The organism is Williamsia sp. D3 (genome assembly GCF_000506245.1).
Taxonomy (GTDB): Bacteria; Actinomycetota; Actinomycetes; order Mycobacteriales; family Mycobacteriaceae; genus Williamsia; species Williamsia muralis.
Genome location: NZ_AYTE01000024.1, coordinates 1 through 13,000, shown reverse-complemented (window position 1 = coordinate 13,000; position 13,000 = coordinate 1). Strand labels below are relative to the sequence as shown.

Here is a 13,000-nt window from a genome sequence, read left to right as displayed (position 1 = left end):
CACGACCGGCCACTGCGATGATGGCCCCGATGACGGGCGCGGCCCGTCCCACGCCGCCGCCACAGCACCGTGCCGTGGTCGCACCGGTGCCCGTGGATCGCCAAGACGGCTGGTCCACAGGGCAGAAGGCGCTCGCCGCCGCAGCCGTACTCCTGCTGCTCGGTGCGCTGGTCCTGGTCGGCTTCCTGATCCTCAACTCCGATGACACCACCGGCGACGTCCCGACGAGGTCGACGACACCGACCACAACGACAACCACGAGAACCACCACGCCTCCGCCGACGACCACCGAAGAAACCACCACCGAAGAAACCACGACCACAACAACGCGTACGACCACGACAACCACTGAGGAAACGACGACGACCACCGAGTCGTCGACCGGTGGATTCACCTTGCCGAGCATTCAGATCCCCGGCCTGCCGGCTCGGGAGAGCGATGACCAGCTCGGCCAGGGCGACGAACAGGCCAGTACGAGTGCGCAGCCCGAACCACAGGATGGTGGTTGATGGCCGACCCCCGGCAGATCTCTGATCGATACGAACTGGGCGAGACCCTTGGTTTCGGCGGTATGTCCGAGGTTCACCTCGCGCGTGACCTGCTCCTGCACCGCGATGTGGCCATCAAGGTGTTGCGTGCCGATCTGGCCCGCGACCCCACGTTCTACCTGCGCTTTCGGCGCGAGGCGCAGAATGCGGCGGCCCTCAATCACCCGACGATCGTCCAGTCTTCGACACCGGCGAGGCCACCACCCCGGAGGGGCCGCTGCCGTACATCGTGATGGAGTTCGTCGACGGCGAAACCTTGCGAGACGTTCTGCGCGCCGAGGGGTACATCAAGCCTCGACAGGCGATGACGTGGGTCGCTGACGTGGCTGCGGCGCTACACTTCTCACACCAGAACGGCATCGTCCACCGGGACGTGAAGCCGGCGAACGTGATGATCGACAAGTCCGGCGCGGTGAAGGTGATGGACTTCGGCATCGCCCGCGTCCTGGCCGACACCGGCAACTCCGTGACCCAGACCGCGGCCGTCATCGGCACCGCTCAGTACCTGTCACCCGAGCAGGCCCGCGGCGAGAGTGTCGATGCCCGCAGCGACGTCTACTCGCTGGGCTGTGTGCTGTTCGAGCTGCTGACCGGCGAACCGCCGTTCACCGGCGACTCACCGGTGGCCGTTGCCTACCAACATGTGCGTGAAGATCCCCCGACGCCGTCGTCGGTCCGCGAGGGGGTGCCGCACGAGCTGGATTCCGTGGTTCTCAAGGCCATGAGCAAGAACCCGGCCAACCGCTACCAATCGGCGTCCGAGATGCGGTCGGATCTGATGAAGGTGCTCGCAGGCGGCAAACCCAGTGCCCCGATCGTGATGTCGGACGAGGACCGCACCGCGCTGATCGACACCGGTCCTCGGGCGCGTGTCTCTCGCGTTGGGCCGGCGGGCACCAGTCACCGCCGCGACGATGACGACGACGACTCGCAGACGCGACGCAAGGCTCTCAAGTTCGCCGGATTCGGTGTGCTCGCGGCCTTCGTGATCGCCGCCGTCAGCCTGCTGCTGCTGCGTCCCTGGGCGTCGGATGTGACGCCACAAGTGTCGATTCCGCGGGTCACCGACATGTCGGCGGTGGACGCAAAGGCCGAACTCGAACGGATGGGCTTCCGCGTGAACCAGCGCGACGAGCCGAGCCCGACCGTCGCGGTTGGTGCACCCACCCGGACCACCCCGGGTGAAGGCGTGAAGGTCGACAAGGGAGCCACGGTCACCCTGTACGTGTCCACCGGTCCTCTGCGCCAACAGATCCCGGATCTGCGTGGTCGGACGTTGGCGCAGGCGACGGCGGAGCTCGGGAATCTGGGATTCACCAACACCCGGTCGATCGAGGTGCCCTCCACCGCCGACCTCAAGGACAAAGTGGTCGCCACCGCACCTGCCGTACGCAGTACGCAAGCGGTCACGGAGCTGATCACCATCCAGGTCGGCACCGGCCCACGCAAGGTCACCGTCCCCGACCTCACCGGGCAGCGCGAGGCGCAGGCGCGAACCAATCTCGACCAGCTCAACCTCGACATAGCGGTGGTCGCCACCGATTCGGAGCTGCCGTCAGGCACCGTGATCAGCTCATCGCCGAACGCCGGCGAGGTCGTCGACGAGCGAAGCGTCGTGCAGGTGACGATCAGCCGGGGCAACATGTTCGTGGTGCCCGATCTGCGCGGTCGGACAGCGGCGCAGGCCCAGACGATCCTGACGTCGGCGGGGTGGGAACGAACCACCCTCACCACCGTGCAGCGCAACGTGCCGCTGGGCAGTCCCGACGACGAGAAGGTCCTCGAACAGGCTCCCGTGGCCGGCAGTCTTCTCCGCAAGGACGCGGCGGTGTCGATCACGGTCGGACGGGCGAGCCTGCTTCCCTGACCTCGGGAAGACCGCAGTCACCCCGATCCATCCGATACCGAGGATCGGCCGGGTGTCATCAGCCGAGCGCTGCGGCCACCTGCGCTTCGAGGGTGCTGACATGTCCATCGGGGACGGTCATGCCGCACACGGTCAGCCAGTTCGCCAGCATCCGGTGCCCGCCCTGGGTCAGCACGCTCTCCGGATGGAACTGCACACCGTGGATGGGGAGTTCGCGGTGCTTCATGGCCATCACGATGCCGCTCTCGGTGTGCGCGGTCACCTGGATCTCGGCCGGAATCGTCTCGGGTAGCACGGTGAGGGAGTGATACCTGGTTGCCGTGAACGGATTGGGCAGGCCCGCCAGAACGCCATCCGCGTCGTCGTCATGCGTGACCAACGACGTCTTGCCGTGCAGCAGTTCTGGCGCCCGATCCACAGTGGCACCGAAGGCCGCGCCGATCGCCTGATGGCCCAGACACACTCCGAGCAGAGGGGTGCCCTGGTCGGCCGCAGCCTTCACAAGAGGCATGGTGGCGCCGGCGCGCTGAGGGGTGCCAGGTCCCGGCGACAGCAGAACACCGTCGAAATCCTTGATCGCACCGTCGGGGTCGGCGAGCCGAGCATCGTCGTTGCGCCACACCTGCGCATGCACACCCAACTGGCCCAGATACTGGACCAGGTTGTAGACAAAGCTGTCGTAGTTGTCCACCACGAGTATTCGCGCGGGCTGTGGCTCATTCACAGTGGTCAACAATACCTGGGTGCACGCAAGGGCCTCCCATCGTCGATCCCAGGTGGGCTAGGTTATAGGGAGACGTTTTTGCCCGCGAACCGAGGAAACCATGCCCAAGTCGAAGGTCCGCAAGAAGACCGATTACACGATCAACCCCGCCAGCCGCACACCGGTCAAGGTGAAGACCGGACCGTCGAGCCCGGTGTACGTGTCCACCATGCTCGGCCTGATGGTGCTGGGACTGCTGTGGCTGATCGTCTTCTATCTGGTTGCCACCCCGGAGTCGCTCGGCGCCGACGGCAAGATCCTCAACTGGATGTACGAGTTGGGACCATGGAACTTCTTGATCGGTTTCGGTTTCATGGTGGCCGGCCTCCTGATGACCATGAAATGGCGCTGACCAGGCGATATGGTTCATCCACAGTCTTGAACAACATGTGTGTAATTCATCCCCACTGTGGATAAGGCCTGTGGATAACTCGGCACAGCCCTCTCTCGCCTGGTCCACTCCGGCTGCGATGGGCGCGGTCATGGTGGTCGGCGGCATACTCCTCGGCGGCGCAGCGGCGTTCTCTGCTCCCGACCCGGCCGGCCTGGTGCTGATGTCGATTGCGGCACTGTTGTTGGTGGTGCTCGGCGCGATCGCGCTGGTGGTGCGGCCCAGGCTCGCCATCATCGACGGACACCTGATCCAGATCCGCACGGTGACGGGCGCGCGCATATACCCATTCGATGCGGTGCGCCGCGCCCAAGTGCTCACCTACTCGCGCTACGGCCGCCAGGTACCGCATCTCGAGTTCGACCTCGACGACACCGCGGCCCGCGAAGGTGAAAGATTGGTGATCCTCGGCCGGTGGGACCTCGGGACCAATCCGCTGGACGTGGCAGATGCTCTACGCGCAGCCGGATTGCCCGTGGAGACCAGAAAGTAGCTGCTCGACGTTTCGGTCGCAGATCAGACCGTGAGTGTTGCCGCGCGCACGACGCCGATCAGCAACGCCAGCACCATCAGCCCGGCAATCGAAGCCCAACCGACAGCGGCGACGTTACGGGCGGTACGCGAGCGAGCGGGCAGAAGACTAGGGCCGTAGAGGACCCCGGCGGCCGCGGCGGCGCCGAAGACCAGCCCCCCGAGGTGGGCCCACAGGGAGATGTTGGGGATGGTCAGCGAGAGAACGATGTTCAGCCCGATCACACCCAGTACGAACCCCGCCGGAACCTTGGCCCGCAGCACCACCACCAGCGTGGCCCCCATCAGCCCGAAGATGGCTCCGGAAGCGCCGGCGTTGATGGCGTTCGGGTTCTCGAACAGCATGACCATCGCGCTGCCCCCGAGTAGCGACGCCAGGTAGATACCTACGAAACGTGCTGTGCCCAGGGTGATTTCGACATCACGGCCCAGGATGTACAGCGAGAACATGTTGACCGCGACATGAATCAACGAGAAGTGCAGGAAGCCGGCGGTGAGCAGACGCCAGTACTCGCCATCGGCGAGGAAGGGCCCGAAGAGCGCACCCTCGTAGAAGATCCGCGAGCCGCGGACTTCGGTGAAGCTGCCGGCCTGCGCCACCGTGGCCGCGAACACCGCGATGTTGACGGCGAGCAGCACATACGTCGCCCACGGGGTCTTCGACCCGATGCCCCGAGGTCCGACCACGGTTGCCCGTGGGGTGTCCCGCCCGGATGCCCGGACGCAGTCGACACAGTGCTGGCCGACTGCGGCCGGGGTGAGACATTGTGGACATGCCGGACGGCCGCACCGGCTGCAGGCCAGACCCGTCGGCCGGTCAGGATGCCGGACGCACACCTGGGTGGGCGGCGACGGCGGGTTCTGGAATGTCACACAGTCCTCATCTGAGCAGAGCTCGGCACGACCGAATGGCGGTCTGTCAGGACTCGATGGTGACCTTTTCGATGATCACGTCGTCCAGCGGACGGTCACGCCGGTCGGTCGGGACGGCCTCGATCGCCTTGACGACCTTCTGGGACTCCTCGTCCTCGACGACACCGAAGATGGTGTGCTTGCGGTTCAGGTGAGGGGTCGGGCCGACGGTGATGAAGAACTGCGACCCATTGGTGCCGGGTCCGGCGTTCGCCATGGCCAGCAGGTACGGCTGGTTGAACGTGAGTTCCGGGTGGAACTCGTCCTCGAACTGGTAGCCCGGTCCGCCCATACCGGTCCCGGTGGGATCGCCGCCCTGGAGCATGAAGCCCGAGATGATGCGGTGGAACACCGCGCCGTCGTAGAACGGCCCGGCGTCTCCGCCGGAAGCGTTGGGCTTGGAGTACTCCTTCGACCCTTCGGCGAGGCCGGTGAAGTTGGCGACGGTCTTGGGCGCGTGGTTACCGAACAGGGCGATTCTGATGTCACCGTGATTGGTGTGCAGGGTCGCGGTTGCGGTTTTCAATGCTGTGGTCACGGCCTCCATGGTGCCACTGAACGCCGTCGGCGCAGACGTCAGCCGACGGGCAGGCCAGGTTTTGCCATCGCCACCTCGGGTACTACCCACCTCACGGGAGCCCGGCAGTAGTCCGTGGCCCCACCACCTTCGAGATCCTCGCTGGTGACGAGTCGAGACGAAAGTGAGAGACGATGACCGACGCAAAGAAGGACGTTTCCGGCACCACCCCGGGAGTCGACGAAGCACCGCAAGAGCCAGACACAGCCCTCGACGGAACCACCGCTCCGGACGCAACCGAACTCCCGAAAGACGGTAGCGATCTACCCGTCAACTGGGACAACAGCTCGGGATACGCGGGGGCATCGGCCGAACAACTCGAGGATCGATGACCCAGAACTCAGGGCCGGTCCACGACGAGACCAACCCGGATCCGGCGAACACACCGGGCCTCGAGGCGGGGGGCGGAGTGGCCCCGGGATCCACGCCACCTGATGCACCACAGACGTCAGGCCTGTCGGACTCCGAACCGCGAACCAGCAACCGGTTCCCTCCAACCGGCATCGCTTTGATCATCGGGCTGATCATTCTGGTGCTCTTATTCGTCGCCGCCGCGGTTGCGATAGTCGTCCAGATGGCTTAGTTCCGCGCCGCGAACGCCGCCCCCGGTGCCCTGCATGGGCTCGCCGGAGGGCGGCGTTGTGGTGTATCCGGACGCAACGACCGCCGTCCCAGCCGCGCAGAGAATCCGTTTGCCGCTCGATGACGAGTCGGTGGGCCGCGTCGACAAAGGCAACAGACAGGCGTATCAGGGGCAGACGCGGCGAAGGTCCTGCGAGTACGTTTGAGGGAGGCGATGGGAGCGCACGATGAACGGCACCTCTGACAGAGGGTCGCCGGCCGACGGTGAAGGCGCAGTTCCCGACCAACCCAAAGCCGGTTCGACCAAGAACGTGGCAGGCAATACTTCGGTGTTCACCGGAGTCAGTCAGCTCTGCGACACGGTGGTGCGCCTGTCCGGCGTCGACGGAGCCGCCGTTGCTCTGCTGACCCGCTCGAGCCGGGTCCGCGACCTCGTCTACGCCACCGATGCGACTGCTCAACAGATCGATGAACTGCAGTTCACCCTCGGTGAAGGCCCGTGCCTCGATGCCTACCATCACCACGACACCCAGCTCTTGCCAGACTTGCGCGATTCGGCGGCCACCGGGCGGTGGCCGGTGTTCGCCGGCGAGGCCCTCGACATCGGTGTGCGGTCTGTGTTCGCGTTCCCGGTGGTGGAAGGCGGTACGCCCCTTGGGGTTCTCGAGCTGTATCGCCGCACCGCCGGGGCCCTGGCGGTCGACGAGCTCAACGCAGCCCTGACCATCGCGGCCACCGCCGCTTTCACCGTCCGGCAGAACTGGGACGAGTACCTCGCGAGGACGGACGACGCCGGTGGCGCCGATGCCGCGGCCGAGAATCTCAGCCAGGCGCAGGTCGATTTGCCAGGCGCCTTCTCTCGTTCCCAGGTTTATCTGGCGTCCGGGATGGCTGCCGTGCAGCTCGGTATACCGGCCGGCCAGGCACTGGACCGGCTGCGTGCATATTCCTACCAACACGGTCGTTCCATCAAGGACGTGTCCGACGACGTGGTGGCCCGCCGACTGAACCTGCGTGACGAAGCTGATCTGGAGGACACATGACCCCGAAGATGCGCCGGGCCGACCGATGAGCGATGTGCTGAACCGGGTCGCCATCGCCGATGTGACCGGAACGCTGACAACCGACTTCGATCTGCCGACCCTGCTGCAGACCGTGGTCACCCATGCGCGCGAAGGTTTCGACGCATTCTCTGCCGTGATCGTGCTGCGCGATGACCGCCGGTCCACTGCGGGAGATGACCTCCACATCGTCGCCGAGGCCTGCCACGCCGGGATCGGGGCGGATCTCGAACTCAACACCGCCGGCCCGGCTCTGAGCAGTGCGCATGACGGCGCGCTCACTCTCGTCACCGATCTCTCCACCGCCGACGACACCCGGTGGCCGGAGTATCAGAAGCGGGCGATCTCGGCAGGGCTCCGCGGCATTCGTGCGTATCCCATCAAAGCGCTGTCCGCCCCGGTCGGCGCCTTGGTCATCCACACCGAGCAGCCCTGGAACGAATCCGGCCAACCGAGTGAGTTCGGGCAGATCTTGGCCAATCTCGTCGCGATCGCTCTGAGCACGGGTATCCGGGGAGCCCAACACACCGGTGTGTCCGATTCCGTCGACACGGTTCTCGAGGGCACCACCGTTGTCGCCACCGCGATCGGCATCCTCGCCGAGTACAAACGCCTCGAGATCGTCGAAGCCCGGCACCAACTGACCCGGCTTGCCCGCGCCCACGGCGCCACCGTCACAGCTCACGCCCGGGCGGTTGTCGCGGCACAGAACAGCTCTCCGTCCGATCCCGGTGCAACCGGCGTTTTCGCCCCTCCGACCGAGCCAGCGGCACCTCGCCGAATCGACACATGAAGCTGGCGGCTCGATGCGACGTCTGCTTCGACGTGAGCCGGGTGTCGGATCTGTGCCGGGGAGGAATCACGCGATGAGGGACATCGACAGCGATCTGCGAACGGTGACCGAGCTACTCGCAGAAGAGATTCGGACCCGTCTGCCCGACAGCATCGAGTCCGTTCTCCATGGCCTCACCAACAGCGCGGTACGTCATGTTCCCGGTGCCGACCACGCCGGCATCACCGTCGTCACCAAGCGTAAGAAGGTCACCTCTACAGCCGCGACCTCGCGTGCTGCCGAACGGTTCGAGCAGGTGCAGGGCGAATTGTGCGAAGGTCCGTGCGTCGACGCAGCTCGCGACGTGCACACCATCCGGATGGACGATCTGCACGGGGACGGGCGCTGGCCTGCCTTCGCAGCTGCCGCGCTGGAGGCGGAAACACCGATCCGGTCGTCGATGTCGTTCCGGCTGTACACCGATCGCGAGGCGTCGGGCGCTCTGAACCTCTACGCAGACAAGGCATTCGCCTTCACCGGTCGTTCCGAGGACATCGGTCTGCTGCACGCCGGCCACGCCGCCGTAGCCCTGTATGCCACTCGCCGGCACGCGGAGTTCGAGAATGCGCTCGCATCGCGCGACCTCATCGGCCAGGCGAAGGGCATGATCATGGAACGGTACGACCTCGACGCCGTGCAGGCATTCGATCTGCTTAAAAAGCTGTCACAGGAATCGAATACGCGTCTGGTGGACGTGTGCCGCCGACTGGTCGGCCGAGACCGTCCCGCGGTCGGTCTCCGGGCTTCCCACCGGGTGAACCCCTGACCCCGCTGCGCGCACTAGGGTGGTCAAGAGTCCGAGCTGGTTTCACCGAGGAGGTTTCATGAGCAAACTCGAATCCGAACTGAAAGCGGTCCGTCAACGTGCCGCTGCCCGCAGCGCCGGACAGCGGGTGAAGCTCGGCGGTCGGCAGACCCTGGCCGGGTTGTCGAACCTCACTCGTGGGTCCGCCGGGTTGAGCGTCGCCGGCGCGCGCAAGTCGCTGCTCGGTGCGTCCGCTGCCACCCGAGGGGCCGGCAATGTCGCACTCGCCGGCGCCAAGAAGGTCGCGGCCCAGGCGCGTTCGAAGGAGTCCGAGCTCGCCGCCGAGGCTCGCGAACTCACCGCTGCGTACCGCGACCGGGCCGCCGACGTGCTCCCTGTGACGGTCAGCAACCCCACCGTCGTCGATGCCCTCGAACGCGCCGGGCTCGTCGATGTACTCCCCAACCAGCTGGTGACCACGAGGTCGCCTTCTCGTCGTCGCCTCAGGATCGCCCTGATCGTGGCTGCGCTGGTGGGTGCAGGTGCGGCCGCCTTCGCGATCAGTCGTCGCACGCGTCCGCAACCGCCATCGGTGGCCGCTGCTCCCCCGCGTCTGGCCGACGTGCCGGTTGTCGAGACCGAAGCCGAGTCCGTCGACCCCGCCGGTCAATCCACCAACGGGCAATCCGCCAATTGAAGTTGGTGCGACAGTTGAGGTCGCTGCGGCAGGTACGGTGTGACGGGTGAGTGTTGAGAACGGCGAGGGCAACCGACGCCGCCATGGCGAGCCCATCCCGGCATGGCAACCGCGCACCGGGCCTGCCGAAGGCCCATCGCCGGGTTACCGGCCCGGCCCCCCTCAGGCTCCGGCCCCGCAAGGTGGCCTTCCGCCCGAGCCGGGTCGTGGTTATGCCCCACGGCCTGGTCCCAGCGGACCTCCGCCTTTCAATCCCGGCCCGGTCGACCGCCCACGAGAAGATCCTCGGCGACGTCAGCCGCCTCCCTCCTCTCCGGCACCACTGAGCGGCCCTGCGGCTGGTCTCGGTGCCTCACCCGCGCCGTTGAGCAGTGCCTATTCGCAGACGTCTGATCCGGCAGAAACCCGTTATGACGGTCCGCAGGGCGACCACCCAGCAGATCAGGAGTCCGGAGCCGAGATGAGTCCTGCGCCCGCGTCGCGAACCAACAAGACCAATGTCACCGCCATCGTCGCGTTGATCTTGTCGGTGCTGGGGGTCACCTCGTTGATCGGGATCGTCTGCGGCCACGTTGCGCGGTCACAGATCCGGCGGACCGGCGAGCAAGGTATGCCGTTCGCGGTCGCCGCCCTGTGGGTCGGTTATCTCTATCTGGCAGCGGGGATCTTGGTTCTCGCCGGTTATCTGTACATCGTCGGCCAAGGCAACTGAGCCACTCCACCACGGAGCCTTCCAACCACAGAGCACGGACCGCCGGCGCGTGATCGAATTGCTGAATGGACGATGACAAGACCCGCGACATCCGGATCGGCAACGATGAGCGGGGTCGCGCCCTCGACGCACTCGGTGAGCATTTCACCAGTGGTCGACTCGACCACACCGAGTACGAAGAACGCGTTCAGCTGGCTGCGGCCGCGCACACCCGCTCCGAGCTCGACAAGCTCTTCGGCGATTTACCTGAACCCACCCCGTTCGGCTCAGAATCGTCCGCGCCTGCCCTTGCCCGTGATTCTTCCCCTACCCATGCACCTCGCAACAACAGTGTCCAGCGCGCGCCGGGCAAGAAGCTCATCCAGACCCTCAACCTGTTCGCCGGTGGCGGCACCCTCCTGCTCTTTCTTCTGCTGCAGGTGGTTTTCGGCGTGCCCAACGCCTGGCTGGTGTTCATCGTCTTCCCGCTTGTCCTCGGCGGGATCCGCATCTGGTCCGGCCAAGCTGATGGTGACGACGGGGATTACGACGACACCGGACACCTCGATCAGGCCGAACTCCGGCGCCGGCGTGAGATCGAGTCACGCCGACGCCGCGACTTCGGCTACTGAGCGACGCTCACGCGGGCAAAGCGCTGCGAGATCAGAGTTGCGGGATCACCGTCTCGGCGATGAACTCGACGTGCTCGAGGTCGGACATGTCGAGCACCTGTAAGTAGATCCTTGTGGCGCCGATCGCCGCGTAGGTGCCGATCTTGTCCACAATCTCGTCCGGTGATCCCGCCAGACCATCTCGGCGCAGATCGTCGAGCCCGCGCCCGATGTTGTCGGCTCGCCGGGTCAGCTCGGCGTCGGAACGTCCGGCGCACACCACCAGCGCCGCTGAGTACGTCAGGTCGTCGGTCGGGCGGCCCCGGTCGGTACAGGCGGCCCGGACTCGTCCGAACGCCGCCTCGACGTCCTCGACGGGTGCAAACGGCACGTTGAACTCCGCGGCGTACTGCGCCGCCAGTGCTGCTGAGCGCTTCTTCCCGGCACCACCGATGACGATCGGTGGTGCGGGCGACTGAACGGGCTTGGGCAGTGCCGGAGAGTCGGTCACGGTGTAGTGATCGCCCGAATACGAGAACTTCTCCCCGACCGGTGTGGTCCACAATCCGGAGATGACGGCGAGCTGCTCGGTGAGTCGGTCGAACCGTTCGCGAAGATCCGGGAACGGAATCGCGTAGGCCTCGTGTTCGGCGGCATACCAACCGGCGCCGAGCCCGAAGTCCACGCGACCGCCCGACATCTGATCCACCTGGGCGACGGTGACCGCGAGCGGGCCCGGATGGCGGAACGTTGCCGAGGACACGAGCGTGCCCAGCCGGATGGTGCTGGTCTCGCGGGCGAGCCCGGCCAGGGTGGTCCACGCATCGGTCGGGCCCGGTAGACCCTCGACGTTCATGGCCAGGTAGTGGTCGGAACGGAAGAACGCCCCGAATCCGCCTGCCTCCGCGGTTCTCGCGACTGCAAGCTGGTCGTCGTAGGTTGCACCTTGCTGGGGTTCGACAAATATTCGCAAATCCATACAGCCACTCTTACGGGCTTTGATCGCGTTCGCCACCTCGGGGGCCTGACAGCCGGATCAGGGTGGTGCAGTTCGTACTTTGTGGAGCCTAGGAGATTCGAACTCCTGACATCTGCCTTGCAAAGGCAGCGCTCTACCAACTGAGCTAAGGCCCCGTTTGCCGGATCAACCGGCTGTCAGATCTCTCTGACCTTCGGGTAGACCATGCCACACCTCGATGTTGCGCCGAGATTCCGTGAGCAGGCCCGCGACGACGAGTGCGACTGCGGCGATCGCTACTGCAACTGCCTTCATCCGCTCATTCCCTTGGGTGGTGGTCCCTTGGTTCGGTTCGTCGTCACAGTGGGCCTAGGAGGACTTGAACCTCCGACCTCTTCGTTATCAGCGAAGCGCTCTAACCGCCTGAGCTATAGGCCCGTGAACCGAAGTCAGAGATTACCCGACTGCGTGCCCCCGCGACAAAACGGCTGGTCAAAAGCCCCTCAGTCGCGGTCGGCGAGGGTTACCTCCACACCACCCACGAGGTCGGACGACAGGTTGTAGATGAACGATCCGACGGTGGCCAGAGCGGTGAACAGCACGACGTTGACCGCCCCGATCAGAGCCGCGATACCGAACACACCTCCGGCGCTGATCTCGAACGAGGATTCCGCGGTGGTGTCACTGGACACCAGCGTGCCGAAGGAGTTGTTCAGCTGATCCCAGACGCCCATGCCGTCGAGGATGAGATACAGCACACCCACCGCGATCATCCAGATGAAGAACGAGGCGACAGACAGGACCGCAGACACCTTGAATGCCGACCAGGGGTCGATCCGACGGATCTGGACAGCAGCGCGCAACGCACCCATGGCGCTCGGCGAAGGCATCGCCTCGAACGAACGATTGGCCGGCTGCGAGGCCTCCGGATGATGGATGGCATCGAGGTCGGGCAGATCTTCCTGCGGAAGGTCGCGCCGGTCGATGTTGCGGGTCGGGCCGTCGATCGGCTTCGACAGCGAAGACCTACTGGTCGAGTCGGTCTCCGAACCCGGCAACTTGGGTGCTGCGGTGCCGGTGATCACCGGGCGCTTGGCCGTCGGTGCCGGAGCACCCGGACCGGGCTGCCGACCCGGAGGTGGGCCGGCAGGACCCCGGCCCGACCCCTGCTGAGGTGGCTGCTGGGGCGGCTGCTTGATCTGCGGCTGTGGACCGGTTGCCGATGCCGACGGCT

The 13,000-nt window shown here is 65.7% G+C and carries 16 protein-coding genes, 2 tRNA genes and 2 pseudogenes; 12 read left to right on the top strand and 8 right to left on the bottom strand.

Annotation, left to right across the window (positions count from 1 at the left end):
* Window positions 1-509: pseudogene (locus W823_RS58155) on the top strand (hypothetical protein); the annotation flags it as partial.
* Window positions 509-2,415: pseudogene (gene pknB, locus W823_RS45035) on the top strand (Stk1 family PASTA domain-containing Ser/Thr kinase). The pseudogenes W823_RS58155 and pknB, both read left to right, overlap by 1 nt.
* 58 nt (window positions 2,416-2,473) lie before the next feature.
* Here the strand turns inward: pknB and W823_RS45030 are convergent.
* Window positions 2,474-3,139: an aminodeoxychorismate/anthranilate synthase component II gene (locus W823_RS45030; protein ID WP_031332491.1), complete on the bottom strand. Its 666-nt coding sequence runs from the start codon at window positions 3,137-3,139 to the stop codon at window positions 2,474-2,476.
* A gap of 100 nt (window positions 3,140-3,239) precedes the next feature.
* On the opposite strand from W823_RS45030, the gene crgA reads away from it, so the two are divergent.
* A complete protein-coding gene (gene crgA / locus W823_RS45025) occupies window positions 3,240-3,530 on the top strand; it encodes a cell division protein CrgA (RefSeq protein ID WP_023959067.1) in 291 nt (96 codons plus the stop codon).
* A gap of 70 nt (window positions 3,531-3,600) precedes the next feature.
* Window positions 3,601-4,062 carry a PH domain-containing protein gene (locus tag W823_RS45020; protein WP_023959066.1) on the top strand — a complete coding sequence of 154 codons (462 nt, stop codon included), beginning with the start codon at window positions 3,601-3,603 and terminating at the stop codon, window positions 4,060-4,062.
* Window positions 4,063-4,085: 23 nt separating this feature from the next.
* On the opposite strand, the gene W823_RS45015 is transcribed toward W823_RS45020, so the two are convergent.
* Complete coding sequence (locus W823_RS45015) at window positions 4,086-4,973, bottom strand: rhomboid family intramembrane serine protease (protein WP_023959065.1); 888 nt, start codon at window positions 4,971-4,973, stop codon at window positions 4,086-4,088.
* A 46-nt stretch (window positions 4,974-5,019) separates the two neighbouring features.
* Window positions 5,020-5,559 (bottom strand): peptidylprolyl isomerase, encoded by a 540-nt coding sequence (locus W823_RS45010; protein ID WP_023959064.1) that lies wholly within the window; start codon window positions 5,557-5,559, stop codon window positions 5,020-5,022.
* 164 nt (window positions 5,560-5,723) lie between these two features.
* On the opposite strand from W823_RS45010, the gene W823_RS45005 reads away from it, so the two are divergent.
* The 8 genes from W823_RS45005 (at window position 5,724) to W823_RS0129485 (ending at window position 10,829) form a co-directional block, all read left to right on the top strand.
* Window positions 5,724-5,921, top strand: coding sequence for a hypothetical protein (locus W823_RS45005; protein WP_023959063.1), 198 nt, complete (start codon window positions 5,724-5,726; stop codon window positions 5,919-5,921).
* Complete coding sequence (locus W823_RS45000) at window positions 5,918-6,172, top strand: DUF6480 family protein (protein WP_023959062.1); 255 nt, start codon at window positions 5,918-5,920, stop codon at window positions 6,170-6,172. The genes W823_RS45005 and W823_RS45000 overlap by 4 nt, the downstream gene beginning before the upstream one ends.
* Before the next feature lie 226 nt (window positions 6,173-6,398).
* Window positions 6,399-7,214, top strand: a complete 816-nt coding sequence (locus W823_RS0129495; RefSeq protein WP_051406551.1) for a GAF domain-containing protein — start codon at window positions 6,399-6,401, stop codon at window positions 7,212-7,214.
* Complete coding sequence (locus W823_RS44995; protein WP_161634021.1) at window positions 7,186-8,025, top strand: GAF and ANTAR domain-containing protein; 840 nt, start codon at window positions 7,186-7,188, stop codon at window positions 8,023-8,025. Before W823_RS0129495 ends, W823_RS44995 begins: the two co-directional genes overlap by 29 nt.
* A 73-nt stretch (window positions 8,026-8,098) precedes the next feature.
* The gene (locus W823_RS44990) at window positions 8,099-8,830 is read left to right on the top strand and encodes a GAF and ANTAR domain-containing protein (RefSeq protein WP_031332486.1); all 732 of its coding nucleotides are present in this window, start codon (window positions 8,099-8,101) and stop codon (window positions 8,828-8,830) included.
* A 58-nt stretch (window positions 8,831-8,888) separates the two neighbouring features.
* Window positions 8,889-9,506 carry a hypothetical protein gene (locus W823_RS44985; protein WP_023959058.1) on the top strand — a complete coding sequence of 206 codons (618 nt, stop codon included), beginning with the start codon at window positions 8,889-8,891 and terminating at the stop codon, window positions 9,504-9,506.
* Between the two features lie 364 nt (window positions 9,507-9,870).
* Window positions 9,871-10,218, top strand: a complete 348-nt coding sequence (locus W823_RS58915; RefSeq protein WP_023959056.1) for a DUF4190 domain-containing protein — start codon at window positions 9,871-9,873, stop codon at window positions 10,216-10,218.
* Window positions 10,219-10,283: 65 nt separating this feature from the next.
* Complete coding sequence (locus tag W823_RS0129485) at window positions 10,284-10,829, top strand: DUF1707 domain-containing protein (protein WP_023959055.1); 546 nt, start codon at window positions 10,284-10,286, stop codon at window positions 10,827-10,829.
* 31 nt (window positions 10,830-10,860) lie between these two features.
* Here the strand turns inward: W823_RS0129485 and W823_RS44975 are convergent, their stop codons facing one another.
* From W823_RS44975 to W823_RS44955, 5 genes are all read right to left on the bottom strand, one after another.
* The gene (locus W823_RS44975; RefSeq protein ID WP_023959053.1) at window positions 10,861-11,787 is read right to left on the bottom strand and encodes an LLM class F420-dependent oxidoreductase; all 927 of its coding nucleotides are present in this window, start codon (window positions 11,785-11,787) and stop codon (window positions 10,861-10,863) included.
* An 82-nt stretch (window positions 11,788-11,869) separates the two neighbouring features.
* Window positions 11,870-11,942 (bottom strand) — tRNA-Ala (locus W823_RS44970).
* Between the two features lie 10 nt (window positions 11,943-11,952).
* Window positions 11,953-12,081 carry a hypothetical protein gene (locus W823_RS59320; RefSeq protein WP_023959051.1) on the bottom strand — a complete coding sequence of 43 codons (129 nt, stop codon included), beginning with the start codon at window positions 12,079-12,081 and terminating at the stop codon, window positions 11,953-11,955.
* A gap of 49 nt (window positions 12,082-12,130) precedes the next feature.
* Window positions 12,131-12,204: transfer RNA gene (locus W823_RS44960), tRNA-Ile, on the bottom strand.
* Between the two features lie 65 nt (window positions 12,205-12,269).
* A partial coding sequence (locus W823_RS44955; RefSeq protein ID WP_023959049.1) for a DUF3566 domain-containing protein occupies window positions 12,270-13,000 on the bottom strand: 731 nt, incomplete at its 5' end.

Excerpts from the sequence above, each read along its gene's own strand:
- crgA (WP_023959067.1), top strand. The coding sequence starts at position 3,240 with ATGCCCAAGTCGAAGGTCCGCAAGAAGACCGATTACACGATCAACCCC.
- W823_RS45010 (WP_023959064.1), bottom strand. The coding sequence starts at position 5,559 with ATGGAGGCCGTGACCACAGCATTGAAAACCGCAACCGCGACCCTGCAC.
- W823_RS45005 (WP_023959063.1), top strand. The coding sequence starts at position 5,724 with ATGACCGACGCAAAGAAGGACGTTTCCGGCACCACCCCGGGAGTCGAC.
- W823_RS45000 (WP_023959062.1), top strand. The coding sequence starts at position 5,918 with ATGACCCAGAACTCAGGGCCGGTCCACGACGAGACCAACCCGGATCCG.
- W823_RS0129495 (WP_051406551.1), top strand. The coding sequence starts at position 6,399 with ATGAACGGCACCTCTGACAGAGGGTCGCCGGCCGACGGTGAAGGCGCA.
- W823_RS44990 (WP_031332486.1), top strand. The coding sequence starts at position 8,099 with ATGAGGGACATCGACAGCGATCTGCGAACGGTGACCGAGCTACTCGCA.
- W823_RS44985 (WP_023959058.1), top strand. The coding sequence starts at position 8,889 with ATGAGCAAACTCGAATCCGAACTGAAAGCGGTCCGTCAACGTGCCGCT.
- W823_RS0129485 (WP_023959055.1), top strand. The coding sequence starts at position 10,284 with ATGGACGATGACAAGACCCGCGACATCCGGATCGGCAACGATGAGCGG.
- W823_RS44975 (WP_023959053.1), bottom strand. The coding sequence starts at position 11,787 with ATGGATTTGCGAATATTTGTCGAACCCCAGCAAGGTGCAACCTACGAC.
- W823_RS59320 (WP_023959051.1), bottom strand. The coding sequence starts at position 12,081 with ATGAAGGCAGTTGCAGTAGCGATCGCCGCAGTCGCACTCGTCGTCGCG.